This window comes from Laceyella putida, from assembly GCF_042665195.1.
In the GTDB taxonomy this organism is placed as follows: domain Bacteria; phylum Bacillota; class Bacilli; order Thermoactinomycetales; family Thermoactinomycetaceae; genus Laceyella; species Laceyella putida.
In genome coordinates, this window is sequence record NZ_JBHTBW010000045.1 from 14353 (window position 1) to 39210 (window position 24858).

Annotated in this window: 25 protein-coding genes and 1 riboswitch; of the genes, 9 read left to right on the forward strand and 16 right to left on the reverse strand. The window is 45.7% G+C overall.

The features are described from left to right. Window positions 1-82: 82 nt before the first annotated feature. The gene (locus ACFQNG_RS13205) at window positions 83-361 is read right to left on the reverse strand and encodes an ArsR/SmtB family transcription factor (protein WP_379865676.1); all 279 of its coding nucleotides are present in this window, start codon (window positions 359-361) and stop codon (window positions 83-85) included. Window positions 362-755: 394 nt separating this feature from the next. Further along, entirely contained in the window at window positions 756-1109 is a 354-nt protein-coding gene (locus ACFQNG_RS13210) for a hypothetical protein (RefSeq protein WP_379865678.1), read from the reverse strand. 59 nt (window positions 1110-1168) lie between these two features. Between ACFQNG_RS13210 and ACFQNG_RS13215 the strand changes: the two genes are divergently transcribed. Further along, complete coding sequence (locus tag ACFQNG_RS13215; protein ID WP_379865680.1) at window positions 1169-1561, forward strand: tyrosine-type recombinase/integrase; 393 nt, start codon at window positions 1169-1171, stop codon at window positions 1559-1561. Window positions 1562-2003: 442 nt separating this feature from the next. Here the strand turns inward: ACFQNG_RS13215 and cas6 are convergent, their stop codons facing one another. The 4 genes from cas6 to ACFQNG_RS13235 all read right to left on the reverse strand — a co-directional run bounded on the left by cas6 (window position 2004) and on the right by ACFQNG_RS13235 (window position 5389). After that, window positions 2004-2747, reverse strand: coding sequence for a CRISPR-associated endoribonuclease Cas6 (gene cas6 / locus ACFQNG_RS13220; protein WP_379865682.1), 744 nt, complete (start codon window positions 2745-2747; stop codon window positions 2004-2006). A 634-nt stretch (window positions 2748-3381) separates the two neighbouring features. Further along, window positions 3382-3717, reverse strand: coding sequence for a YhjD family protein (locus ACFQNG_RS13225; protein WP_465261216.1), 336 nt, complete (start codon window positions 3715-3717; stop codon window positions 3382-3384). 66 nt (window positions 3718-3783) lie between these two features. Further along, complete coding sequence (locus ACFQNG_RS13230) at window positions 3784-4683, reverse strand: hypothetical protein (protein WP_379865686.1); 900 nt, start codon at window positions 4681-4683, stop codon at window positions 3784-3786. A gap of 85 nt (window positions 4684-4768) precedes the next feature. Continuing rightward, a complete protein-coding gene (locus tag ACFQNG_RS13235) occupies window positions 4769-5389 on the reverse strand; it encodes a TetR/AcrR family transcriptional regulator (RefSeq protein WP_379865687.1) in 621 nt (206 codons plus the stop codon). 132 nt (window positions 5390-5521) lie between these two features. Between ACFQNG_RS13235 and ACFQNG_RS13240 the strand changes: the two genes are divergently transcribed. Further along, window positions 5522-5926, forward strand: coding sequence for a hypothetical protein (locus ACFQNG_RS13240; protein WP_379865688.1), 405 nt, complete (start codon window positions 5522-5524; stop codon window positions 5924-5926). Window positions 5927-5968: 42 nt separating this feature from the next. Here the strand turns inward: ACFQNG_RS13240 and ACFQNG_RS13245 are convergent, their stop codons facing one another. The 5 genes from ACFQNG_RS13245 to ACFQNG_RS13265 all read right to left on the reverse strand — a co-directional run bounded on the left by ACFQNG_RS13245 (window position 5969) and on the right by ACFQNG_RS13265 (window position 9260). Beyond that, the gene (locus ACFQNG_RS13245; protein WP_379865689.1) at window positions 5969-6820 is read right to left on the reverse strand and encodes an ATP-dependent DNA ligase; all 852 of its coding nucleotides are present in this window, start codon (window positions 6818-6820) and stop codon (window positions 5969-5971) included. 304 nt (window positions 6821-7124) lie between these two features. After that, a complete protein-coding gene (locus tag ACFQNG_RS13250) occupies window positions 7125-7829 on the reverse strand; it encodes a hypothetical protein (RefSeq protein ID WP_379865691.1) in 705 nt (234 codons plus the stop codon). A 49-nt stretch (window positions 7830-7878) separates the two neighbouring features. Then, window positions 7879-8157: a hypothetical protein gene (locus ACFQNG_RS13255; protein WP_379865692.1), complete on the reverse strand. Its 279-nt coding sequence runs from the start codon at window positions 8155-8157 to the stop codon at window positions 7879-7881. Between the two features lie 291 nt (window positions 8158-8448). After that, entirely contained in the window at window positions 8449-8682 is a 234-nt protein-coding gene (locus ACFQNG_RS13260; protein ID WP_379865694.1) for a hypothetical protein, read from the reverse strand. A gap of 302 nt (window positions 8683-8984) precedes the next feature. Beyond that, window positions 8985-9260, reverse strand: a complete 276-nt coding sequence (locus tag ACFQNG_RS13265; RefSeq protein ID WP_379865696.1) for a hypothetical protein — start codon at window positions 9258-9260, stop codon at window positions 8985-8987. A 553-nt stretch (window positions 9261-9813) separates the two neighbouring features. On the opposite strand from ACFQNG_RS13265, the gene ACFQNG_RS13270 reads away from it, so the two are divergent. Next, window positions 9814-10515 (forward strand): N-acetylmuramoyl-L-alanine amidase family protein, encoded by a 702-nt coding sequence (locus tag ACFQNG_RS13270; RefSeq protein WP_379865697.1) that lies wholly within the window; start codon window positions 9814-9816, stop codon window positions 10513-10515. Between the two features lie 2 nt (window positions 10516-10517). Here the strand turns inward: ACFQNG_RS13270 and ACFQNG_RS13275 are convergent, their stop codons facing one another. The 4 genes from ACFQNG_RS13275 to ACFQNG_RS13290 form a co-directional block, all read right to left on the reverse strand. Beyond that, entirely contained in the window at window positions 10518-10907 is a 390-nt protein-coding gene (locus ACFQNG_RS13275; protein WP_379865698.1) for a hypothetical protein, read from the reverse strand. A 232-nt stretch (window positions 10908-11139) separates the two neighbouring features. Continuing rightward, the gene (locus ACFQNG_RS13280) at window positions 11140-11601 is read right to left on the reverse strand and encodes a GntR family transcriptional regulator (protein WP_379865699.1); all 462 of its coding nucleotides are present in this window, start codon (window positions 11599-11601) and stop codon (window positions 11140-11142) included. 261 nt (window positions 11602-11862) lie between these two features. Beyond that, the gene (locus ACFQNG_RS13285; protein ID WP_379865700.1) at window positions 11863-13368 is read right to left on the reverse strand and encodes a response regulator transcription factor; all 1506 of its coding nucleotides are present in this window, start codon (window positions 13366-13368) and stop codon (window positions 11863-11865) included. After that, a complete protein-coding gene (locus ACFQNG_RS13290; protein ID WP_379865702.1) occupies window positions 13365-15095 on the reverse strand; it encodes a sensor histidine kinase in 1731 nt (576 codons plus the stop codon). Before ACFQNG_RS13290 ends, ACFQNG_RS13285 begins: the two co-directional genes overlap by 4 nt. Window positions 15096-15248: 153 nt before the next feature. Between ACFQNG_RS13290 and ACFQNG_RS13295 the strand changes: the two genes are divergently transcribed. Genes ACFQNG_RS13295 through ACFQNG_RS13305 form a run of 3 tightly spaced genes read left to right on the forward strand, consistent with a single transcriptional unit; the run spans window position 15249 to window position 18344 of the window. Next, window positions 15249-16814, forward strand: coding sequence for an ABC transporter substrate-binding protein (locus ACFQNG_RS13295; RefSeq protein ID WP_379865704.1), 1566 nt, complete (start codon window positions 15249-15251; stop codon window positions 16812-16814). Then, the gene (locus tag ACFQNG_RS13300; protein ID WP_379865871.1) at window positions 16708-17529 is read left to right on the forward strand and encodes a carbohydrate ABC transporter permease; all 822 of its coding nucleotides are present in this window, start codon (window positions 16708-16710) and stop codon (window positions 17527-17529) included. The genes ACFQNG_RS13295 and ACFQNG_RS13300 overlap by 107 nt, the downstream gene beginning before the upstream one ends. After that, entirely contained in the window at window positions 17526-18344 is an 819-nt protein-coding gene (locus ACFQNG_RS13305; RefSeq protein WP_379865706.1) for a carbohydrate ABC transporter permease, read from the forward strand. Before ACFQNG_RS13300 ends, ACFQNG_RS13305 begins: the two co-directional genes overlap by 4 nt. Before the next feature lie 122 nt (window positions 18345-18466). Here the strand turns inward: ACFQNG_RS13305 and metE are convergent, their stop codons facing one another. Next, the gene (gene metE, locus ACFQNG_RS13310; RefSeq protein ID WP_379865707.1) at window positions 18467-20737 is read right to left on the reverse strand and encodes a 5-methyltetrahydropteroyltriglutamate--homocysteine S-methyltransferase; all 2271 of its coding nucleotides are present in this window, start codon (window positions 20735-20737) and stop codon (window positions 18467-18469) included. A gap of 145 nt (window positions 20738-20882) precedes the next feature. After that, window positions 20883-21072, reverse strand: a riboswitch (cobalamin riboswitch). A gap of 166 nt (window positions 21073-21238) precedes the next feature. Here metE and ACFQNG_RS13315 point away from each other — a divergent pair. From ACFQNG_RS13315 to ACFQNG_RS13325, 3 genes are all read left to right on the forward strand, one after another. After that, complete coding sequence (locus tag ACFQNG_RS13315) at window positions 21239-21715, forward strand: glutathione peroxidase (protein WP_379865709.1); 477 nt, start codon at window positions 21239-21241, stop codon at window positions 21713-21715. A 420-nt stretch (window positions 21716-22135) separates the two neighbouring features. Continuing rightward, window positions 22136-23506, forward strand: coding sequence for an MATE family efflux transporter (locus ACFQNG_RS13320; RefSeq protein WP_379865711.1), 1371 nt, complete (start codon window positions 22136-22138; stop codon window positions 23504-23506). A gap of 138 nt (window positions 23507-23644) precedes the next feature. Next, window positions 23645-24826 carry an aminotransferase class I/II-fold pyridoxal phosphate-dependent enzyme gene (locus tag ACFQNG_RS13325; RefSeq protein WP_379865712.1) on the forward strand — a complete coding sequence of 394 codons (1182 nt, stop codon included), beginning with the start codon at window positions 23645-23647 and terminating at the stop codon, window positions 24824-24826. The last annotated feature ends 32 nt before the right edge of the window (window positions 24827-24858 follow it).

Genomic DNA, 24858 nt, shown 5'->3' on the forward strand with positions numbered 1-24858 from the left:
TGGGGCGGGTTCTGCCACACAATCAGGTTGCACGCAAAACAACCCACACATTCGTCAGAAAGTCCTGTTCCGATTTATAAAATTACTCTATCCATCCTTTCAGTAAGTTTTTAAGTGGTTCCTTGTTAAACATAAGTACTCGATATTTTCCCTTTCGTAGTGATTTTACGAGCCCTGCATCTTCCAATGTAGTAAGATGTTTAGCGATCGCCTGTCGCGAAATGGAAAGGTCGTGCTTCATAATGAGACGTGCCGTAAGTTCATACAACGTCATCTCGTTGCGTTCGGATAGTTCGTCTAATATAAGCCGCCGAGTCGAGTCACTAAGTGCTTTGAATATAGCGTCTTTGTCCCAATTCATATATCAAGTATAAGCAACTCTACGGTTGCAGTCAATAATAAGTAACTGTATAGTTGCATGTTGAACGAATTCCAATCGAAGAAAGGCAATCAGAAATAGAATACCCTCTTGATTTTTAGTTTTATTCCTTATTACGGGTAGTGGCAGCTTCGCTGGTACTACCCCCTCTAGTTTAACCACACGAAGCAGCACTTCTAGATGTACCAACCTTTTCACCAGTTCAATGAAATGGGAATACTCGTCATCAATCAGTGTCAATCACAATCACCCTTACTGATCTGCGCGACGCGGCTAGTTCTACGCCATTTAAGAAGAAGCCCTCCACGATCCGGAGGGTTTAGCCTGTAGCCGCCATTTCATCCTTACTATTGCGATCTCTACGATCATTGGAACATTAATCTAAATCAACGAAGGAAGAGAGATCCATGGACTTTTCGATGTCTTCTAGGCATTTTTCGATGAGTTTATCTAGTATTTGATCATCTTTCTCTATTTCTGTACGCTTTTCAACGTAATTGATATAGCTCAAGAGATCTCGGACTTTCACTCTCAATTCTCTGGAAATATAGTATTTTTTATCGTCAAAAATCTGTTTCAGTTTATTTGTTGCGTCTGTCCATTGCTCATCTCGTATATGTTTTGGAAAGAGTTCACCAATCTCACGCAAAGACTGCTCTAACTGAGGGTAGAACTCTAATCGAACTTCAATGACTTTTTCCTTCAGATTAGCCCGGGATTGTTCAAGCATGGCTTTTTGGGTCTGACGGTTGAAGTAAGCAGTGATGATCAGGGTCAGGCCAAGACGATGTGACGATCGGTGAACGATCAGGAAGTGTGCTGGTCAGAGAAGGGAAGGGAAGTGTTTCGCGTCGGGTCCCGTTACCGGCCGAGGCTCGTTTCCATCTTAGACGGTATCTGGAGGAAAGAGCGGAGAAAGGAACATTGGATTTACCGCCCTTGTTCATTTCCAATTATCAAAAACGGATCAGCGAGAGAAGTGTCCAAGACATGTTAGCCAAGAAATTCAACATCCATCCTCACATGCTGCGCCATACCTATGGCAGGGAGCTGGTTGCAAATGGGGTGGACATCGCCACGGTCGCCGAATTGATGGGCCATGCAGATATTAATGTGACGAGGAGATATGCGAAACCAACCGAAAGAGAATTGGAGGAAGCCGTATCGAAGGTTTTTGGGTAAATTGCCACACGATATGAGGCGGCTTTTCATTCGCTCACGAAAGGAGCCCGCCCTACCCGACACCCATTATACGCACGTCGTTTTACCCCTAAAACAAAAAGTCTGTCGACCTTTACCCGTTTTTCATCAATGGGAGGTTGACAGACTTTTTGTTGTTAATTAGCGTTTGTTTCATTCCACTATGGGTGCAATTGAAACTGTCGTATGGAGCGTTAAGCCAAGAGGCGCATGAGGCGTTGGCGTTGTAGTTTCCATTCCACTATGGGTGCAATTAAAACCCTTGGTTTTTCAAGGGGTTTGGGAGATGCCATTTTTTCCAATCCCCTCAAACACCTTGATTTTACTACGTTTCCAAAAAGTCTGTCAACCTCCTCGACATCGAAAACTCTGGAGGGTTCACAGACTTTCGGGTCAATCTCTCGTTGCATAACATCCTCCCCTTCTACTTCCTCACTTCCATCATCCCGAACCCTTGAAAACCATAACTTCCCAAACCTGATTCATAGATCACTTGTTGCACGTTGGGATCAGCTTGAATTTCCAAGGGTAGTAGGTATCCTTTTAATTTCTTCCGCTTAAATGTCGTCAAAACAGCCGTGGTGGATAACTTAGAACGGGCGGGTTCCAGCACGGAGACATGGATGGACTGATCCCCCATTGGTTCGCCCCATTTCATCTGGTACCATTGGCTGATCGATTGGCGCAGGCTATCATAAAACTGACTTTCCAACGGATGGCAATAGTGAAGACGTTCCCCTTGTTGGACGGGGACGACGATCGGGCTGAGTGGTTCGTACTGCATTGTTTCCGTAAAGGTGGGCTGCTCCAGGATGCGCACATCCCGGAGAGGAATCCGTGCTTTAGGCAGGCGCAGGCACTCCACACTCCAGATGCCTTGAATCAGGTTCTGTATTAACTCTGGTTGAATCGAATCCAATCGCCATTTGACCTCCCCCTGGATCATCATATGGGTGCGATGCGTTTGCAGGGACTGGAACTGCAAGCGCGATGTCACCAACGGCTTATACGATCTCCCGGCAAATGTGATCCCTTCATCATGCAACCACTTCGCTTGCCCTTCATCGATCTGGGCCAAGCAATAATAAAGATAACTGGTCAAGGCATAGTTCAAATCATACGGCAGCGCCAAAGGTTGCACCTGTTCATAGGTTACTTCAATCCGCATGTTTCATCCCTCCAGATAGACGAAAAGTCTGTCAACCTCCCAGCTTTTGACTCTCACTTGAGGTTGACAGACTTTTTAATTTAGATACGTTTTCCACTATGGATGCAATTAAAACTCCACCCTTATCATTGGTTTACTTTAAGACGGAATAAAGATATCAAAATGGGTGCAATTAAAACGCCGCGTATTCTGCTCGTGCTTTGTCTACGATGAAAGGAGCAGCGTATTAGTTTCCATTCCAAAATGGGTGCAATTAAAACCCTTGGTTTTTCAAGGGTTTTGGGAGATGCCATTTTTTCCAATCCCCTCAAACACCTTGATTTTACTACGTTTCCAAAAAGTCTGTCAACCTCCAGCGCTTCCAAAAACCTGGGGGGTTCACAGACTTTTTGTTTTGGGGATCACCATAGAATTCCATTTCTTGAGCAGATGATACCAAAATCGACGTTCGCTACATCCACCCTACTGAGGCGTTTTTTTCATGACTGAATATTGAATCGAAGTATGTACTACAAACAGCTTTGCGGAGACATATGTCCTGATGATTATGACATCTGATTTATAGCACCAAAAAAGCCTACCCAACGGGTAAGCATCGCTTTCTCACTTCTTCTCTTCGAGCGCCTTCACGCGCTCAAAAAAGGTCACTTCGTTTCAATTTCATATATTGTTTCAGGATCTCGCCACACTCCACCCGCATAAACTCATTCAGATATTTGACATTGAGTCTGTAGCCCCGGTAGTTGTATTCCACCATCCGCTCACCCACCAATTGAACAACTTGGATGATCTCGCCTTGGGATTGGCGGAAGTAGCGGCGAAGTTCGGCCATATTTTTCAATATTTGATCGATGATGTGATCGATGTAGTCTTCGTATGCCTCCGCCATCTTGAGGTGGCCAAGCTGTTTCTTATCGCGGTTCAATGCTTCGAGTAGCACTTCAAGGTGGACATATCGCTTTAGTTTGATTTAAAAATCTAGGTGGTCTTCGTCATACAGCATCTTCCATCACCTATATCCATGATACCACTTTGATCAAGGTTTAGAAGGCGTCTCCGACCTCAAAGGACCGATTTCCATATATTTCAGCACGATCTTCTCTTCTTGCTTCTCTGCCTGGTTCAACTCTTTGGTGTCTTTGACGACTTTAACAGGTGGATCATTGTCGTCTTTGTGCATGGGTATGAGTTCGAATTCAGGTTTGAAGGTTTTGTTTTTGATATTGACTGGAGCGGTGATGTAGTAATCTTTATAGGTATCAAGAACAACTTTCGGTTGTTTATTTTGTTCAATAATATAGAACTTAGAATTGGTTGAACTTAGTAAACCTGAAATAGTCATAACAAAGGGAATGAAAATTAAACACATAATAGAACTGATTAAATAAATAAAAATTACGAATCCTTTCGACGTTCTTATTACAAACTTATCGAGAATCTCTGTTTTTTGCATAAAAATTATAGTATAGAATCTTGTCACCACTAAAATACTTGCACCAAAAAATATAATATTTGATGCAAAAATAATTGTAGCTTTACTTAAACCTAGAAATGTAATATTTGTAAGCATTATTGCTGAACATAACAAGAACGCATTCACATAATAAATTGGTTTATTTCTTATGTCTGCCCCCATAAAAATACACAAAACAGCAACCACAATATATTGCGTTAGGTATTTGCTTGGTTCAATTATCGAATTAAATGAAAAATCCACATAGTCCAAAGGAATATTGTATTGTCCAAATTTAGCTTCGTAATAAACCTCAACACAGTAATACCAAAAAACAATCATTCCACCAATCAGCATCTCAACCCCAATCAACTGCTGCCACCACGTCCATCCTTGCAACCCACTCACATTCTCCTGCTGTGCTTGCTGATTGCCTTGCCCTACTACATTCTTTACCGTTAGCGCCATTTGTCTTTGCTTCATTCTTCTCCTTCTTGCTACTGGATGAAACATATTCTTCTCCCTTTCGCTTTTCTACATTTACGACCATTAGACCATTCCCTTAATACTATTCTTTTTCAGAGGATTTATCGTCATTAATAAACATCCAATCGTGAATATGATTGACCTCGCTAAAATCAATTTGGGGTCTAAGCATGAAAAGAATATCATACCCTACCACGATGCCCATACAAATATTGGTGATGGTTTGCGTATCCACATCTGTTCGGATTTGTCCTAACTCCTGACCTCTTTTCACGATCATGTTTAGAAAGGTTGACCACTGATCCGCATTGGTTTCCAACCATTCACGAACAAATTCATTCTTACGGGAATGGATTAAGAGATGATAATAAGCAAATGCCCAGGTCAAGCGATCTTCTCCTGAGTTTGCATAGATTTCAGCTACCACTTTTTCAAGAATGGATCGAACATTACAAGAGTCTTTTGACAGTTCTTCAAGAATCTCTTCTGCCATCTGACCATGACCCCGATCCAAGCGTGTTCGCATCACTTCATATAACAGTTCTTCTTTGCTTTTGAAGTGAACATAAAAGGACCCTTTGGTTCTTCCTATGCTGGTCATAATATCGTCAATACTTAACGCGTCGAATCCTTTATCAGCCATGAGTTGGAATGTAGCATCGATGATTTTTCGTTTGGTTTCAATACCTGTGGAGTATTTCAAAAGCAACTACCCCTTTTGTTATACTCTTAATAATTTAGAAAATTATGTTGATTTAAACTTATATACATATTATAATTAAATCGTACCAAACATTCGGTTTGATATCAACGTTTAAAAAAGGAGTGTAGCTGTATGAAGAAAATGGGTACAACGCTAGCTAGTTTGTTTGCTGTTGGTTTAATGATTTTTGCTCCACAGAGTGCATTTGCTGATACTTATTTTGATTGGGATACTCGAACTGGTCCAGAACATAAAATTACAAACCTTTCATCTGGTGCCGACGTAAAAGTATATCTCGTTAACTATTGGTATCGCCAACATGTAAGTACACACGATTCAATTGCTACTGATAATTCTGACCATCTGGCTGCAAAACTTTGTAATGTAGCAACAGGTAACTGTACAGTTGCTAAACCGCTTGACGGAGATGCGATTGTTTATTTTACAGATATGAAGGCTGGCGATTATACGATTGTCATTACCGATGATCAAAGCAGTTACTTCTATTATGGTGAAGGGGGATATCTTGTATATTAAATCTATTTGAAAGTGCGGACGTGATCCGCGCTTTTTCTATGCTTAAAAAGACTGAAACACTGGCGTACGTATCATTCCTCGCTTGGTTAGCCCTCTCGACTTCACCTTCATGGTTATGGCCGGCTCCAGGTAAATAAACTCTTTATCCTCATCAACCTTGGCCTGATTCACAATCGACCAAACGGCTTTTCGTGCATCGGGTGGCGGTGGAAACTCAATGATACCTGCCAGACGCACCCATCCCTCTTCTTCTAGGCCAATGAGCCAGCCGAACTCCTCTTTCCGAATCGCAGTCAACAGCACATCATGGTGATGATAGGCGATCACCTTCAACCAATCATGCGATCGCTTCCCCACTTGATAGATGGAGTTAACCTTTTTCATCACAATGCCTTCAAGGTTCTGCTGACTGACCAGGTCAAAGAAGGCTCCAGCCTTTTCACCGGGTATGGATCGAACCAAGGATAAATGCGTCTGCTCATTGATCTTGTCTTGCAGAATGGTTTTCCGTTCATGCAATGGCAGCCTGGTCACGTCTTGGCCACCGATCATTAAGACATCGAACACACAGAACTGGACAGGGTCACTCTTCATCAGCGTCCGAATCTTATGCTCATTCGTCGTCTGAAACCTGGTTAGGATGGCTTCAAAATCGGGGTGAGACTGCTCATCCGTGACAATTAACTCGCCATCCAACACAACACCTGGCGGCAAATTTAATGTGGCCAACTCAGGGAACCGGTCAGTACACGGGGTACCGTGTCGGGTCCAACATTGTATCTGGCCACTCACTGTCGAGAGGATGAGGCGGATACCGTCTAATTTGAGTTCCGCAATATATGATGAATGACTGATTGGCTCAGTCGCTTTATGCAGTAACATTGGAGATAACATTGATAAATCACCTATTATCATTGTATCAATCTCCATTTGATCGATCATTGGGAATGGATGGACAAAAAAGAACACCGGTGCGACTAGGCCGGCGCTCTTTGAATATGGTAGAATAATTAAGCAAACAACCTCATTTTGCCTAAAATTCCCCCCTCAGTGTAAGTGACACTGAAGGGGATTTTTTATTTCTTCTGATGGTTGCACCCAAACTTCTTCCGCGCTCATGATCCACTGCCTCAAGTTTAAATATAGCGTGCTTGCACAAGAACACGAACGAATCTCAAGACTGTTGGAAGAGAAGGAGTTAGAGGGGGCGATTTAAGGCCCTCTTTCTATCTCTTACCCATTGTTCCCTACTAACCTTCCACTCCGAAAATACCGGTTCTTCTGTAAAGTACCAATTATGTCCAAATTCATTCTCTTCCTGTTTTGATATTATAAAGCCTTCCCTCCGGCCAATAGTTAATAAACTATTCTCCGCGTTTGAAGGATTCTCGAAAAAAAATGCTTGTCCGGGTTTGATTTTACCCGAATTAATTTCATCTAAAAAGTATTGATAAGCATATAGTAAATAATGTTCATCTAATCTTCTTAGTAACATAATCTCTCGACTTAATTCATCCCACTTACTATTTAATTCTTCATTTACCTTTTTTAAATGCTCAATCTCCTTCTGATGGCGTTCATCATTTAATCTTCTCTCTTTATCAATCTCTTTGTACCTCTTATCTACTTCTTTTTCCACCATTTCAGGAATACGTGTTGACTGGAAGTAACCAAAGATGGTAAACCCAATTCCACCAACGGCTCCGATCGTGGAAATAAAGGTTAGGAGAAAACTCATGCTTGCGATTTGGTTGGCAACAGTATCGGGATCATTTGAATCACCGACCCATTCTTTCGGTAACATCGGTAGCACATATACACCAAAAATAAGCACCAAGAAAAGAAGACCTAATAAACAAAAAACAACACTTTTAACCCAGTTCGCTTTTTTCTCTTGATTCATTACTGCCCATCCTTTTACTTTCAAAACAAATTTTTACTAATCCCTCTTTTTAAAGGGAATTACATACTGTAGCTATTTTTTCTAATTCAGAAAGCCTCAATGGATTTAATAAACTGTCCATATCGCTGTTTAATTGTTCCATACTTAATTCAATACTAATTATACTGGATATTGGCATGATATATGGTTCTAGTTCATGGTCGCTTAGATCACTATCATATATATCCTCAAACTCTATTTGAATCCGCATAAAACATTTTTCTCTAAAGGATAATAGAGCAGTCCGCACTGGTTTTCTGATGTGGCCAGAATCCACCACAGGGCCCATTGATGATCCACTTGAGTAGGGCTGGCACTCCGACTATAAAACCGTAGCCACCACAAATCCCAACAACACATATTTACTGTTCTTTTTTAACCAAGCTCTCATCGAATTCTCCATCTATTTCGCCTCTATCTTACCCCCTTTAATAGAATCCAGAATCGTACGCACCAGCCCCATTTCATTTCTTCGCCCTCTCTCTGTGGTAAAATGATCGTATCGTTGTTTTTCGAGAGCCCCCGTGGTGTGCCAGCACCAAAGGGGCTTTTTGCTTTTCGTCTGAGATGCCGCCACCGCCTACGCCGTTTCATCGCCTTGGAGAGAACCCGCACCGTTCCCCGCCTCCTCATCTCTGAAAACAGCCCGCAACTCCTCTATCCCTGGAACATCTACCGGCCTGTCGTAATCTTCCACATCGAATTGATCGATGAAGTTTTTGAATGTGGTTATCAGCGCCCTGACTGTGGCGTTCTTTGGCATTTGTACCCGCCGGAATCTTGGGTCGCGCTTCACCTTGGCTGACATCGACATGCTGCTCACTCCTTATTTGGTTGATATAACCCGCATGCATCGAATCGTGGATCATGCTCGCCGTTCTTGATGCGCCAATGCTCCTTATTCCTCATTTCGCATTCGCCTGTATTGGCGTTGAAATATCTGCAAGGCTTCTGGCCCTTCCTAACCACCCCGCACCCTGCGCCGTTCCAAGTCAGGCCGTATTTGCGAACCATCGGATTTTCATTTTCCTGATCTCATCTCTTTTAAAATGGACTCTTTAAGCAATGAAAAAACCTCCTGGTCCGCACCAAGAGGAAAATCGATTCATGCTACTTTTACCACTTCTTCGGGCCTGGCGTAAAAAAGCTGGAAAGTGTAACTTTCTCTTGTTTAGCCAATGTTTCAAATGGCTTCTCGTTCTCATGGTTTTGCCAATTGTTCTTCAAGATATTTTCACCTTGTTTCGCCTCAGTCCAACCAGACTTCAAGTTATCCACAAATATCACCTCTGTTTGATCCTCATACATTTTATTATAAGTTGTAAATAGTTTAAAAACAAAATGCAAATTATCTTCCTCTTGAAAACAGCAGCCAAAAACGTCCACCCACAACGATCAGAATACCTAACAAATCGGTCCACTAAGGCAGGAGCTGGCCAGAGGTAAATGCATAAAGGAATATTCCCCAACCGATTGGATACAGAAACGTCCTGACAGTATACATGAAGCGGACCACAACCAACGCAATGAGCAATGGTATCGAACCAAAGCCAGACAATGAGTAATCATACATCTTGGCCATCATAAACCATAAGAAAAAGGGCTCTACATAGCTCAATATAGCCAGCCAAAAGGCATTTTCTCGAGCTTTTACAGACGGGTCTTGAAAAACCACATTAATTTTCAATCGCCTCACCTCTACATTATAAATTATCATTATTTTCTAATAACAGAAAAGGGATATATTATATTTCTACTTACGATAACAACCTTTCCTAATTCCCTCCTTTTACTTACTAATAGGTTAACCTTTCGATTAAATAGGAAATGAGTACTTATATATCAAATATATTCTTATTACCATACCAAATCTGAGCAATGGACTTAGTGGTAGCCTTGGGCATTTTCAGCTTCAACCATTTGACCAGAAAGGGGAAGGTAAGCAATGAGTAAATATATCATCATAGATCCCGGTCATGGAGGGAAAGATAGCGGCGCCGTAGGATTCGGTTTACTAGAAAAGGATGTTGTGCTGAACCTTGCCAAGCGGATGAATGATCTCTTTGGCGAATACGATGATGCGACAGTTTCCTTAACGCGTTGGGACGACCGATTTTTGGAACTGAATGAGCGGGCCGACTTTGCGAACAAGCGAGATTGTGACTTGTTCGTTTCCATTCACAATAATTCGGCCAGTCCATCAGCGAACGGGTTTGAATCATATATCCACCCAGACGCAACTTCAGCGACTGTAGGTCATCAAGGGATCGTGCATTCCTATGTAATGAAATACTTATCGCAACACAACATTCAGGATCGAGGCAAAAAGCGGGCAAACTTTGCTGTTCTTCGAGAGACCACCATGCCAGCTATCTTGCTCGAAAACTTGTTCATTACTAATGAAAGAGAAAACCAACTATTGCAGGACACTGATTTCTTGGACGGGCTGGCGAAATCCATTGTCGAAGGAATTGCGGAAGCCCTTGGGTTGAGAAAGAAGGACATCAACCCAAAGCCGATGTACCGCGTCACTGTTAATGGCGTTTTTGTGGTGGATACTGCTTACTCAGCCATTATTAAAGAGAAGGTGGAAAAAGCGGTGCTTGACCAAGCAGATGAAGTCATAATCAAAAAGCGCGGAACCTAATCTTAAAACAATCCCTCTTGTTTATAGAGTTCAAACATTGTTTGGAGCTTCTTCTGTGTCATCACTTCCGTATGCACATAATTTTTCACACATATAAACATACACCTTTGCCAGGCGTCAAATGACGCCCATTCGGTCAAAGTGTGAAGAAAAGGCTGCTCTTGATCAAAGCGGCCTTTTCTTGTGCAAAGCAAAACCCCTCCCGAGTGAGGGGCGGCGGGTATTTCTAGTAAAACGCGAACAACCTCCCGTGAATGCATCAGAGGAGGTTGTTTGTTTAAGTCCAAAGTGGATTCAAAGGTACAAGTGAGCATTTGGATGTCTTCCGCCTCCACAAGAATTGCCTGTCTATGTTCTAATTCCAAAATGGATTCAATGAAACTCTCCGCCATTATTGGCTTCTGGAGATTCTCAACGCTCAAAACCCGCATAATTCCGTTAGCTACAAACTGATTCTACCCGAAAAACACGGGGGGTTTGTAGCTAAATACGAGGTCTGAGTGTAAATGTACATAATATTAAGATAACACACATCGCCCGACTAGTCAAAAATAACCCCCCTCCCAAATCAACGAGAGGGGTACAAAATAGTGGCTTTGTAACCCTATCGCTTGAACTCGATTTCTACATTCTTCGCCCCAAGTTGGCGGTAATGCTGTTCCAGTCCTTCTTTGAGCAAATCAAATAAAAAAGCACCTGGCCAAAAACCAAGCGCTTAAAACAGCGGGAACTGTATTCAAATTCGTAGCAATCCGCACGGTCAACCATATAGCATACTTGGACGCATCGTCCATCTGGCTCAAACGCCTTTCGGACAATCCGGACGATCGAGATGCTTGCATCCTGCGGGAGATTAAGATCTCTTTCCGTATCATTCGGTAAGGATGAAATCAAATTTTCCTGACAGTCAACGGGATCAGCACCGAGTTGCTTGAGACAGCCATATATCATGGCTTCCTCTTCCTTCAGCATTGCTCTCAGCGCTTTTAGGTCAACACCATTCGGAATATATGAACGAGTTGACGCAATCAGGATGTCATCACGATATTGGCGTGTATGGTTGCCTGGATCACCGTGTTCCTCCAAGAAGTCCCCTTTCCGACTGGACCGATAAGGCAGGGGACGAACCCTCCGCCGGTTAGGATTTGACCCCGAAGAAAAAACCAAACCATCACGGATGAGCGCATTCACCGCAGATTGAATTGTTTAGGAAGACACTTCAAACTCTTTGATTAGTTCGATATTGGTTGAAAATTCGCTACCTGGCGGATAAGTTCCAGCCGTGATTCTGTCCCGAAGTTGTTCATAAAGATTGATACATGACCCATTCGTTATCTAGGCCATTCATTATTTGGCTATATGTTTTTGCTGTTTACGGTATTCTGAAGGATAGCAGCCCGCAAATTCCGTAAACAGCTTGGTAAAGTGTCTTACGCTGTAATAGCCGACCTGTTCAGCGACTTGCTGGACTTGGATATCGGATTTAGTTAATAGTTCTTTTGCTTTTAACATCCGGATCCTTGTCAAATATTTCATAAATGTGGTTCCCGTCTTTTTGCGAAAAAGGGTGCTCAGGTAGTTGGGGGTGACGCCCAACGTTTCCGCAATTTGCCCAATCCCTATATCATTCATGTAATGTTGATCAATAAAAGCAATGACCTGGTCCACGGCATCGTGCTGACGATTTTCATCTTTTTGGTTATGAGTCAACAGATTTTCGCCATGAGCTTGCAACTTATTCAGCCAAGTGTTGAAATCTTTACCGCCCGTCCATTCGCACCCTGTGGAAACCTTGAGGAATTTCTGCGCATGATCCCACAACTTCTCGTCGTCATTCAACGGGTATCGGTATTTTTCAAGTTTTGTCAACGTTTTCATGAATTCCAAATATCTCTTTTCCTTATAGAACTTGGATATGCTTATAAGAAGCTCGCTTAGCCCTCTCATCATGGAGTCTTTATGGTGAATCTGAAGATCCTCAAACCGCCAACATCGATTCATCCCCACAACCGTGCGGCAAGGTGAATGTTCCTGAATCAGGCTGGCTTGTCTGTAAAGGCTGTCTATAGAATGGCATTCCTTCCCATGGATCATCGTTATTGACAGGTCTTCAGCCGAAAACCGCGTAAATCCGGCCTTAATCTCATCGAAATACAGGTTGATCCGTTTCTTTCCCTCGCTTCCGTTTGTGAATCCCCAGCAGCCAATCGTCATCCATTCCCCGTTTGGCAATGGAAACAGGGCGATTCTGGAGTCCGGGGACAAAAACTTTGTGATGATACGCTGTATCTCAAACGCGGATTTTCTTAACCGCTCCGCTATGGTTTTCTCTGGAAGATGGCTGTCCACATAGAACACAGCGCCGAGAAAGCGGCTGTTTGAAGGCAGACCATCACCGTTAATCTCTTCAACAGCGCTAAGTCCGTGAAAAAGCGCCATCATCTCGTTTGCAAACGCTTTGTTCTGTCTTTTTAATTGATCTTGATAACTAAGATATAAATCATGCAACACCTTTTCCAATTCTTCAGGGCTTGCCGGTTTCAGCAAATAATTGGCGGCGCCGAGCCGAATGGCCTCCTGGGCATAACTAAATTCGGAAAAACCGGTGAGAATCACCCATTGGGTACGCGGTGAGATTGTTTTACCGGTTTTGATCGCCTCCAGCCCATTACATTTCGGCATTCTGACATCAACAAAGGCGATATCGGGTTGACACTCTTTTAATCGTTCGATCATCTCTTCCCCGTTGGCCGCTTCCTCGACAATCCGCACCGGAAAAGAATCCAATTCTTCCAGCATGCTTCTTAAGCTCAAACGGACCAGGCTTTCATCATCCGCTATGAACACCCTCATGCTCTCACATCCTTTTCCGGTATTTGAATGGTGACACTCGTACCTGAGCCTTCCTTACTTTCTATGGAAAATGTCGATTCGGGATAGGTTATCATTAAACGTTCCCGTACGTTGGAAATACCGATGCTCCGGTTATTCGTCATGTTGTTTGCGTCAAACCCGACCCCATTATCATGAATGTTGATGACTAAGTACGGCTCGTCCCCGATCTCTTTGATTGTTGCGGAAATGACCAGTTTGCATGGATTGTCTGACGGTTCAATTCCATGAATGATCGCATTTTCAATGAGGGGCTGGAGCAACAGTTTCAAGATCCGGCAGTTGCCGAGCACCTCGCCATAATGGATCTCCACTTCCATTCGATCTTGAAAACGTAGCCGTTGGAGTCCACAATATTGCTCGATGAATCGAAACGCATCTTTGATGGTTGTCCATTCCTCTTTGTCTAAAATATATCGAAGCATTGAACCAAGAGACAAGATCGCATGTTCCAGTGTTTTGCGATCACCCATCCGATTCAAAGCGATAAAACCGTTTAACGTGTTAAAAATAAAATGCGGTTGGATCTGGGACTGGAGTGCGCGATATTCGGCATTTCGTTGATTTAACACCGCTTTATACTCACGGTCAATCAATTCGTTTATTTTTTCGATCATCAGGTTGAATGAATGTCCCAGCTGGGCGATTTCGTCATTCCCCCGCGTCTCCAGCCGAACTTGCAAATCTCCATGTTGCACTCTTTTCATCACCCGTATCGCATGTTGAAACGGGTTCACAATCCATTTGGAAAGAGCGGAAAACAGCAGGTACGTTAACACCAAACCGCCAATGGCAAACATAATCCCCGCCAGGAACATCCACTTGAGCTTCGCGTTAAGTTCAGATTTGGAAAGCAGAACAACGATTTTCCAATTGGCTGGCTGGATTTCCTGTGAAACGACAACATAGGAATCATGTTCGTCTTGAATCGTCGTCTTTTTATCCTTTATTTGCTTGATCATTTCGTCGGATACAGGAGAACTAGCGTAAAACAATTCGCCATTTTCATTAAATATGGCCCGTTTTGATGCAACATTGAATTGGATATTTCCCATCATGCGTTTAAGCGCCGAAGTGTCCGCATCCGCGATGATGACCCCCAGCGGTCTCAAGGATTCGGGATCTTTAATGAGCCGGGCCACCGAAAACACCTCGTCTGCGGGAGGGTTGTCCAAATAATCCTGTGCATGGGCGCTGATAAAGATCGCTTTTCCGTTTGCGGCAATGGCTTTTCTATACCACTCTTGATTCTTGTAAGGGAAATCGTCTATCGATTTTGAAATTCCGTTCGTGGTAACATAGACCGATCCATCGGCTGGCAGGATAATGGTTCCGACAATATCAGCCCGCAGATTATGGAAATAAGTGGACAAGGAGTTGGCGAGCGTTCTCTCCACAAACACCTCTGTTGATAAATCGGCTTCGTCATATCCGAACACTTTTAACTGGAGCGCCCTCATCAAAGGATCGTTAAAATAAGGAATGATTGTAATCCTTTCCAAATCGTCAAGATACATTTCGATATTGTGGCTTAACGTCTGCAAGGTTGTTTCCGTTAAGGTTTGTGTTTCCTTTTCAATTAAATATTGAAAGGTATAAGGCATAATAATGGAAATGATCACAATCGGGATCAAAATGGTCAATCCGTAGAATATGGTCAGTTTCCCCTTCAGCGTATACGCTTTCATGAACATTTTTCTCCTTTATCTAATTAGAAGATAACGAATTAAGTCGAATTTCGTCAATCATAGAAATGAGCGCGCAAAATGTAGAATCGGGGCATGTGAAAACGGATACACAATTGGTATTCTTTAAGGTAACAGAACGAAGGGGGAAATGGGATGAAAAAGATTGCGATGCTCTCTCTCATCTTTTTACTCTGTATGGGATTGATCGGCTGTTCCATTGGCGGATCAAGTGATTCGACGTCAGGCGGGAAAGTCAAACTGACGGTCATGTCAAGTACGTCAGACCAAGGAATGAAAATCGTTTTTCAGGATGTGGTTAACGATTTTGAAAAGCAACATCCGAATATTGATATCGATCTGCAATTTCCCGGGTCGAACTATGAAAATATTTTAAAAATGAAAATGGCTTCGAATGAGCTTCCTGATTTGTTCGATACGCACGGCTGGGCCATCAAGCGTTATGGTGACTTTTTGGCGGATTTACGAGGGGAAAAGTGGGTTGCCAATCTGTCTGACTCGATCAAACCGGTGATTACCGATAAAGAGGGAAAAGTCTATGTCATGCCCCTTAATGAAGCGAAAGAGGGGGTCCTCTACAACATCGAAATCTTGGAGAAATACCATATTAGGATTCCCAAAACGTATGATCAATTGATGGCTGCAGCGGAAAAAATCAAAACTGAAAGCAAAGGCGAAGTGACGCCTTTTTATTTCGCCGCCCTCGATTCTTGGACGATCGGCCAGTACTTTGATTACTTTGCGACACCCTTATTAATCAGTCCGAAGGAAAATCACGCCGATGCCTTGCTGAATAACCGATTTGATTGGTCCAACTGGACATTCCTCCCCAATCATTTCAAGAACATGTATGACAAAGGCTTCATCAACAAAGACATGTTGACGGCCAAATACGCAGATGAAGCAAGATTATTCGCTGAAAACAAATTGGCCTTTGCTTTTCATGCGCCGGCATCCGTGGCGGATGTGAAGAAAATCAATCCCCATGCCAAAATCGGCGTTTTCCCGATTCCCTCCATCAAAAAAGGGGATGAACCCACCTTTGTCGGAGGAGAACGAAACACATTGGGCATTTGGAAAGACACAAAGCATATGAAAGAAGCGAAACAATTTCTTGAGTTCGTGTCGAAAGAAGAGAACATCAAAAAACTGTCAGATTCCACCCTCGCACCCGCTCCATTCAAACAGGTGAAAGCCGGCGGGGAATTTGCTGAGTATTATGATCAATATCAAGATACAAGGGTCTTTCCATACTTTGACCGGGTGTATCTTCCAAACGGCATGTGGGATGTCATGTGCACACTTGGCCAAGAGCTGATTGCCGGAAACATTACACCGGACCAATTCTCCGCAAAAATGAAGGAAGAAGTCAACCGGTTGACCAGCCAACAAAAAAATAAGCTGTTTTTTCCAAAAGGGGGGAGAAACCAACCCCCTTTACCATCCAAGCCAAGGAGGGTAAGACATGCAAAATGGGGCTGCCAGGAACGTGAACACGGCCATCATGCCAGATGCGCCAATGGCAAAACCGCTCAAAAAAAGGAGAACATTAACATCGACCTTCTGGATCAATTTCATGTACGTACCGGCATTATTGCTGTTTTGCGTATTTATTTTTTATCCGTTTTTAAAAGGGATCATGATCTCATTTACAAACTGGGACGGCTATTCACAAGCCTCCATCTGGGTCGGCCTGGATAATTACAAAAGAATGTTCGATGACCCGAACATCGGCACGGTCGTCAAAAATACGTTCATCTACGGACTCGGAAGCACGTTTTTTCAGAACCTGATTGGACTCTTGTACGCACTCTTGTTAAACCGGAGCATTAAAATAAGGGGACTGACCCGAACGATCGTTTATTTGCCGGTTGTTATCAGCCCGCTCATTATGGGGTATATTTGGTATTTCATTTTCCAACTTCATGGCGGTGCGCTTAATGACATCATCCTGCCGTTCCGTGATGAACCGATTAATCTATTGGCTGATCCGGAAAAAAACGTGTGGATCATTACCTTTGTCAACACTTACCAGTACTTGGGGATTGCGATGTTCATCTATCTGGCGGGCCTGCAATCGATTCCCAAAGATTACTATGAAGCGGCCGATCTGGACGGCGCTTCGCAGTGGGGCCGTTTCTGGCACATCACCCTGCCGATGCTCGCCCCTTCCATCACGATTAATATCGTCTTAAATGTGATCGGTGGCATGAAACTGTTTGATGTGATTGTGGCGATGACCAACGGGGGCCCGGGTTATGCGTCACAATCGCTGTCAACGATGATGTACCAGATGTACTTTGCCCGCCAGGACGCGGGATATGCCGCTTCCTTGGGCAACCTGATGTTTGTGCTCATCAGCGTCATCAGTTTGGTCTCTCTCCTCTATTTAAGAAGAAAGGAGATCGTGCGATGAATGGAAAAAAACAAAAAAAGTGGCTGCTGGCGGCGGCGGTGTTCATCAGCGTCTTCCACATCGTCCCACTGTATTTGCTGGCCAGCACCTCGTTTAAGAAGGACAGTGACCTCAGTTCAAAATGGGTGTTTCCTGATTATTTGTATCTCGACAATTTCAAAAATGCTTGGGAAAATGCCAATCTTGGGACGGCGTTTGTCAACAATTTCTTGATTACTGTCATTGCCTTGTCGCTTGTGCTGGTCATCGGGGCGCTCGCTTCTTATCCGCTGGCCAGATTTCAAACAAAATTAAACAAATTCATGTACGTGTTGTTTATCTCAGCCCTGATTGTGCCGCCGTTAACGATTCTTGTTCCGTTATACCAATTTATCGTCGAGTTGGGCGGATTGAATTCATACTGGGCGATCATCGCCCTGCATGTCACGTTTAACTTGCCGATAACCATCTTTCTTTACACCGGATTTATCAATACCATCCCGCGCGAATTGGACGAGGCGGCGATGATTGACGGCGCCTCTAGAATCGGGCTTTTCTTCCGAATCATTTTGCCCTTGTTGCAACCGGTTACGGTGACGGTCATCATTTTGACCGGGGTGACAATCTGGAATGACTACCAATTCTCGGTATTCTTCCTGCAAAACAGCGAGATGGCGACGATTACCGTGGCACTGTCAACATTCTTCTCCATGTTCAACAACAACATCGGCTGGGTGGCCGCCGGTTCCTTGCTGGGCATGTTGCCGGTCACGATTCTTTATCTCTTTTTGCAAAAATACTTTATTGAAGGCATGTCAGCGGGAGCGGTCAAATAAAAATTGAGTGGCCCGAACCATCATGCGACGCGCATCAATGGGACGGGCCTTCGCTTTTGCCATGCACTCTGTCCAAAACAAAGAACCACAGCCCGTTTCGCCGTGGTTCTTTGCGCAAACCTTTATTCCCCAGGTTCCGCCCGCGCCTGTTCAGCCGCTTGCACCATGTGTTTCAGTGCGGCCAGCGTTTCTTCCGTTCCTCTCGTTTTCAAGCCGCAATCGGGATTCACCCAGAATAACTCAGGTTGAATGACAGACAGCCCTTTGCGGATGATATCCGCCATCTCTTCCACTGCCGGTACCCGTGGGCTGTGAATGTCATAGACCCCCAATCCGATCCCTTTGTCATAAGATTCCTCGGTGAAGGCATGGATTAACTCACCATGGCTTCGCGAAGTCTCCAACGAAATCACATCCGCATCCAGCTGGCTGATCACGTCGATGTGATGATGGAATTCACAATAGCACATATGGGTGTGAATCTGCGTCGCATCGGCAACAACCGACGTCGTGAGACGAAACGCCTGAACGGCCCAGTTGAAATACGCCTGCCATTCTTCACGTTTTAGCGGCAAGCCCTCAAACAAGGCGGGTTCGTCCACTTGGATGATGCGAATTCCCCGCTCTTCCAACGCCGCCACCTCTTGCCGAAGCGCTCTGGCCAGTTGAGCCGCCACCTCTTGCTGCGGAAGGTCATCCCGCACAAAGGACCAATGGAGAATGGTGACCGGTCCGGTCAACATACCTTTTACCGGTTTGGCCGTCAACGACTGTGCATACTCGGTTTCCTTGACCGTCATCGGCTCCACAAAGGAAACATCCCCATAGATAATCGGCGGCTTGACGCAACGCGAACCGTACGATTGCACCCATCCATTGCGGGTAAAGGCGAACCCGGCCAATTTCTCCCCAAAGTATTCCACCATATCGGTCCGCTCAAATTCGCCATGCACCAGCACATCGAGTCCCAGCTCTTCTTGCCATTCGATCCACTGCTTGATTTCCGCTTGGATGAACTGCTCAAACTGGGAATCCGTCCACTCGCCTTTTCTCCAGCGTTGCCGCGCTTGCCGCACTTCCCGCGTCTGGGGGAAGCTGCCAATCGTCGTCGTGGGCAGGAGCGGCAGGTCAAGCTCTTCCCGTTGCGCCGCTTGGCGTATGGCAAAGGGCGAACGCGGAGGTTGCGCCGTCCCAGCCGCAGGCACCGATCCGGCGGAAGGGAGACGATCGCGCAACTTGCCCAATCCTCGCAAACGCGCTTCATTCTCGGCAAACACATCCGCCACCGTTTCGGCCCCTTCGTTAAAGCTGGTCGTGAGCCACACCACTTCATCCAATTTCTCGTCCGCAAAGGCCAGAGCCGCTTTCAACTCCGGCGGCAACTTCTCTTCCTTGCTTGTCGTCACGGGCACATGCAATAAGCTGCAAGCGGGCTGAAGCCAAATGCGCTCCGGCGGCACCACCGTCAACACTTGTTCCAGCACTTGCCGTTTTTCCCGCAACGATGCGCGCCACACGCTCCGCCCATCAACGATCCCGACACCCAACACTTTATCCGCCGGGAACCCCGCCGTCGCCAAGGCCTGCAGATGCACTCGCTCCCCATGAACGAAGTCCAATCCAATCCCTTGCACGGGGAGTTGCAGCAAGGCTTCATAATGGGTAACGGAATCGAAATATGTTTGCAACATGATCGACAGCTGTGGCGCGGCTTGATGCAAACGGCGGTAAATGGCGGCGACGGCGTTCATCTCTTCCTGGTCAAGGGAAGTGACGAGAATGGGTTCATCCAATTGGACCCACTCCACCCCCGCCGCTTCCAACTCCCGCAGCACTTGTTCATACAAGGGAAGCAATTTGTCCCAGACGCGGGCTAACTGCGCTTCATCGATCCCTTTGCACAACTTGGCGAAGGTATAAGGTCCAACCATAACCAGCTTGCCTTTGACACCGCACTTTTCCCGCGCTTCAAGATAATGCGCCAACGGTCGGTTCTCGGTCAGGGCGAGCCGATCTTCATTCCACTCCGGCACAATATAATGATAATTGGTGTTAAACCACTTCGTCATCTCACAAGCGACGGCAGAATCGCTTCCCCTTGCCATGGCGAAATACTGCGCCAGTGACACCTTTCCCCCTTCATAACCGAAGCGCTCAGGCACGAGGCCAAACATCACCGCCATATCCAGCACATGATCATAATAGGTGAAGTCGCCGACGGGGATCAGCTCGATCCCTTTCTCTTTTTGTTTTCGTATATGCTCAAGTCGCAACGCTTCCATCTGAGACAAAAACGCTTCTTCTTCCAACTTACCCGCCCAATACGCTTCAAGGGCTTTTTTCCATTCCCGATTGACGCCGATGCGCGGATATCCCAAGTTGCTGCTCTTCATCCCTTTGGCCTCCTCTGGATGTTCATAATAAAAATAGGCATTTCTAACATGCGAAGGTTAGAAATGCCTAGCTAAGGTTCACCAAAGAGAACTCCTCCTGTGAAAGCAGCCATGTTCTAACACCTCCCTATCTTCCGTAGGTCAAGCAGTGTTGCCAGAACAGGCAGGTCTCCTGACTTAAGGATCCGCATCAGTTGCCGGCCTTCCCGGCATCGCACCAGTGGCTTCCATGGCAACCAACTCCCCTATCACAGTGGCGGGACCGTGTCGGATTTGCACCGAACTTCCCTTTTCATCCTTGCCCAACGCAAGGAACCTGTTCCCACAATATGAGATTATTGAAAGCTTGAATCCTATTATATTTATTTTTTCGCAATTACACAACCATTTTAATTCGAATTGAAACAACCTTCTGCCAACCTTGACAAACCAAACGGATAGAGATAAATTTAATTTAGTACAATTTAATATAGATAAATCAATAGAAGGAAGGAGACAACCATGAGTATTTACACATTTTCCGTGACAACAACCAGAGGGGAACAAAAATCATTGGCCGATTACAAAGGCAAAGTGTTGTTGATCGTCAACACAGCCAGCCGATGCGGATTCACTCCGCAGTATAAAGGTTTGCAAGCTTTATACGACCGCCATAAGGAGTTTGGGTTTGAAGTGCCATGCAACCAATTCAACAATCAAGAGCCGGGTACGGATGAAGAGATTCAAAGTTTTTGCGAACTGAATTTCGGTGTGACTTTCCCTTTGTTCTCAAAGATAGAGGTGAACGGGCCAAATGCGCATCCACTGTTCCGATATTTAACCGACAATGCCCCGGGTTTTTTGAACAAGGAGATCAAATGGAACTTTACCAAATTTCTCATTGACCGTCATGGAAAAATAGTGAAACGCTATGCGCCAACCACAGCCCCGGAAAAAATAGAGAACGATATCAAGCAATTGCTCAATGATGTTGAATAATGGCGCAATTTACGTTCTGATGCCCTGATTCATGCTAAGGTTATTTCCTTGCCGCGTTTTTTCCGACGGAATCGTATATTACCCCACCCGATTTATCACTGCACTAGGGCGTGTCTGATAAATATATCGGCGGCTCCAAAACCGTTTTCCCATTCGCTTCAACGGAACCTCAACGGACAAGAAACAGATGATTTAAATGCCCATTCCTCCCTCTTGGCATGCCCCATGGCATGCCATTTTTTGTTTCTCAGTGCCTATCGCTGCCATCCGCAAGATATATTCTCAAAAAAAGGATTGAATCGCCACTCCATATCTGCTAGCTTGGATTGAGGTGGTCCATTGGCGGCGGATCTGAGTCCCATGCCCAACCGTCCTTTGTCAACAAAAGGTGAATTTTTCAAAATAAGAGAGATGAAAACAATGAAACAAACTCATTCACTGAAACAAAAAATACGCCAGTTTCTCATCATTTTAGTGCCCATCCTTGTCACGCAACTGGCTCTGTTTGGGATGAATTTCTTTGATACGGTCATGTCCGGCCATGCCGGCCCCAATGATTTGGCCGGCGTGGCGATCGGGTCCAGCCTTTGGAGCCCGATTTTCACCGGGTTAAGCGGGATTCTGCTTTCCTTGACCCCCATCGTGGCCCAGTTGATCGGGGCAGAGCGAAAAGAGCAAGTGCCGTTTAAGGTAATCCAAGGCGTTTACTTGGCTTTGGCGATCGCCGTCACCGTCATTCTGGGTGGAGCCCTTTTGCTTGATCCCGTCTTGGACGGAATGAACCTGGATGCGCAAGTCCGCACCATCGCGCACGACTATCTGATTGCGCTGACCTTTGGCATTGTGCCGCTGTTTGTCTATACGGTTCTGCGCTGTTTCATGGATGCGTTGGGTCAGACACGGATCACGATGGTTATCACGCTCCTCTCCCTGCCCATCAACGTCGGATTAAATTATTTGCTCATCTTTGGCAAATTCGGCTTTCCCCGCTTGGGCGGGGTGGGAGCAGGATATGCGACGGCCATCACCTATTGGTGCATTGCCTTTATCAGCTTTTTGGTGATCACCCGGGTCATGCCCTTTGCTGAGTACCGCGTATTTGGGCGATGGTTTGGCATCGCCCTATCCGCATGGAAAGAACAATTGAAAATAGGGGTGCCGATCGGCTTCTCAATATTCTTTGAGACCAGCATTTTTGCCGCCGTCACCCTGCTCATGAGTGAATATGACACAGCCACCATCGCGGCCCACCAAGCGGCGTTAAACTTCGCCTCTTTTCTCTATATGGTGCCCTTGAGCATCGCCATGGCCCTGACGATTGCCGTCGGTTTTGAAATCGGGGCCAGAAGGGGAAAAGATGCCCGTCAATACAGCTTCTTGGGTATCGGCATAGCCGTCATGATGGCGATCGTTTGCGCGGTCGGGCTGCTCGTCTTCAAAGAGCAAGTGGCCGGCTTGTACACCACCGACCCCACCGTATTCGAATTGACCAAGCAATTTTTGCTCTACGCCATTTTCTTTCAGCTGTCCGATGCGATTGCCGCTCCCATCCAAGGGGCGTTGCGCGGTTACAAAGATGTCAACGCCACCTTTTTGGTGGCTCTCATCTCATACTGGGTCCTGGGCTTGCCGATCGGGTATGCGCTGGCAAAATTCATGGCTTTGGGCGCATTCGGCTACTGGATCGGCTTGATCTCCGGGTTGGCCTTTGGCGCGATGTTTCTATTGGGGCGGTTATTGCGAATTCAACGGCACCATTCCTCAGCGGTTACGACCAACCAACGGCATTAACCATCATCCCAAGCCAAAGCGACACGATGAAGCCCGGGTTGCTTTGGCTTTGACAACCCCGCACTTCGCCAATGCGGATTAATGTAGAACCATGCCGTATCCCGTCTCACCCATCTTTTTCACAATGGAGGAATAAGTATGAATGTTACCGCATCCCAGCACATTCAATCATTAAAACTAGGCATCTTCAATGAACTGACCCAAACGAAACGCCGTCTGGCTGTCCTGGGGAAGGATCTGATCGACTTGAGCGTCGGCAGCCCCGATCTGCCCCCACCCGATTTCATCAAGGAGGCCCTCATCCATTATGCGAAGCAAGATGATGCGTATGGCTATACGTTGGGAGCCCTCCCCAGCTTTCATCATGCGGTGGCCTCCCTGTATGAGCGGCGTTACGGTGTCTCTTTGCAACCGGAAACCGAAGTGTTGCAGTTGATCGGTTCCCAAGAAGGATTGACCCATTTGCCCGCGGCCCTGATCAACCCGGGCGATGTGGTGCTCGCTCCGGACCCCGGTTACCCCGCCTATGAAGCAGGCATTCGTTTGGCCGGCGGTCAGCTCGTTCCCATGCCGCTTTGTGAAGAAAATGGCTATTTCCCGCGGTTGGACTTGATTCCATCCGAGATTGCCGAACGGGCCAAGCTGATGTTTCTCAATTATCCCGCCAATCCCGTCACCGCAGTTGCCACCCTCGATTTCTTTAAAGAAGTGGTGCGATTCGCCAAAAAGCATCACATTCTGGTCGTTCATGATTATGCCTATTCGGAGTTGACCTTTGACAATCATCATTCCCCCAGCTTCCTGTCGGTTCCGGGAGCGAAAGAAGTGGGAGTGGAGTTTAACTCCTTGTCCAAGACATTCAGCATGGCCGGGTGCCGCATCGCTTATATGGTGGGTCATCCGCAAGTGATCCGGATCTTGGCGACGGTCCATTCCAATACGCACTATGGGATTTTCCAGCCCATTCAAAAAGCTGCCGAAGTAGCCTTGACTGAGGGTGAAGCATATATCAGGGAGATGAATCTCACTTATCTTAAGCGGCGGGATGCCCTCGTCGCCGAGCTCCATGCGTCCGGTTGGCGCGTCACGTCCCCGCCCGCCACCATGTTTGTCTGGGCCCAAACGCCAGGCAACCGACCGTCGCGGGAATTTGCGTTTCGCTTACTGGAGGAGGCGGGTGTCGTCCTTACACCCGGGCAAGCTTTTGGGGAAAACGGGGAAGGCTATGTGCGGATCTCGCTGGTCCAACCCGAAGCACGCCTACGCGAAGCCGCTGCCCGCATCGGGACTTTTCTGGCCCAAGCACCCTCGGCTCTGTAAACGATATGACAAAGCCCACTTCTCTTATCGGA

What these genes read in the sequence shown, in the direction of transcription:
- ACFQNG_RS13295 (WP_379865704.1), top strand. Translation starts at nt 15,249, where the DNA reads ATGAAAAAGATTGCGATGCTCTCTCTCATCTTTTTACTCTGTATGGGA.
- ACFQNG_RS13230 (WP_379865686.1), bottom strand. Translation starts at nt 4,683, where the DNA reads ATGAAGCAAAGACAAATGGCGCTAACGGTAAAGAATGTAGTAGGGCAA.
- ACFQNG_RS13210 (WP_379865678.1), bottom strand. Translation starts at nt 1,109, where the DNA reads ATGCTTGAACAATCCCGGGCTAATCTGAAGGAAAAAGTCATTGAAGTT.
- ACFQNG_RS13245 (WP_379865689.1), bottom strand. Translation starts at nt 6,820, where the DNA reads ATGTTATCTCCAATGTTACTGCATAAAGCGACTGAGCCAATCAGTCAT.
- ACFQNG_RS13305 (WP_379865706.1), top strand. Translation starts at nt 17,526, where the DNA reads ATGAATGGAAAAAAACAAAAAAAGTGGCTGCTGGCGGCGGCGGTGTTC.
- ACFQNG_RS13255 (WP_379865692.1), bottom strand. Translation starts at nt 8,157, where the DNA reads ATGGGCCCTGTGGTGGATTCTGGCCACATCAGAAAACCAGTGCGGACT.
- ACFQNG_RS13270 (WP_379865697.1), top strand. Translation starts at nt 9,814, where the DNA reads ATGAGTAAATATATCATCATAGATCCCGGTCATGGAGGGAAAGATAGC.
- ACFQNG_RS13325 (WP_379865712.1), top strand. Translation starts at nt 23,645, where the DNA reads ATGAATGTTACCGCATCCCAGCACATTCAATCATTAAAACTAGGCATC.
- ACFQNG_RS13275 (WP_379865698.1), bottom strand. Translation starts at nt 10,907, where the DNA reads ATGGCGGAGAGTTTCATTGAATCCATTTTGGAATTAGAACATAGACAG.
- cas6 (WP_379865682.1), bottom strand. Translation starts at nt 2,747, where the DNA reads ATGCGGATTGAAGTAACCTATGAACAGGTGCAACCTTTGGCGCTGCCG.
- ACFQNG_RS13240 (WP_379865688.1), top strand. Translation starts at nt 5,522, where the DNA reads ATGAAGAAAATGGGTACAACGCTAGCTAGTTTGTTTGCTGTTGGTTTA.
- ACFQNG_RS13260 (WP_379865694.1), bottom strand. Translation starts at nt 8,682, where the DNA reads ATGTCGATGTCAGCCAAGGTGAAGCGCGACCCAAGATTCCGGCGGGTA.
- ACFQNG_RS13320 (WP_379865711.1), top strand. Translation starts at nt 22,136, where the DNA reads ATGAAACAAACTCATTCACTGAAACAAAAAATACGCCAGTTTCTCATC.
- ACFQNG_RS13285 (WP_379865700.1), bottom strand. Translation starts at nt 13,368, where the DNA reads ATGAGGGTGTTCATAGCGGATGATGAAAGCCTGGTCCGTTTGAGCTTA.
- metE (WP_379865707.1), bottom strand. Translation starts at nt 20,737, where the DNA reads ATGAAGAGCAGCAACTTGGGATATCCGCGCATCGGCGTCAATCGGGAA.
- ACFQNG_RS13315 (WP_379865709.1), top strand. Translation starts at nt 21,239, where the DNA reads ATGAGTATTTACACATTTTCCGTGACAACAACCAGAGGGGAACAAAAA.
- ACFQNG_RS13205 (WP_379865676.1), bottom strand. Translation starts at nt 361, where the DNA reads ATGAATTGGGACAAAGACGCTATATTCAAAGCACTTAGTGACTCGACT.
- ACFQNG_RS13290 (WP_379865702.1), bottom strand. Translation starts at nt 15,095, where the DNA reads ATGAAAGCGTATACGCTGAAGGGGAAACTGACCATATTCTACGGATTG.
- ACFQNG_RS13250 (WP_379865691.1), bottom strand. Translation starts at nt 7,829, where the DNA reads ATGAATCAAGAGAAAAAAGCGAACTGGGTTAAAAGTGTTGTTTTTTGT.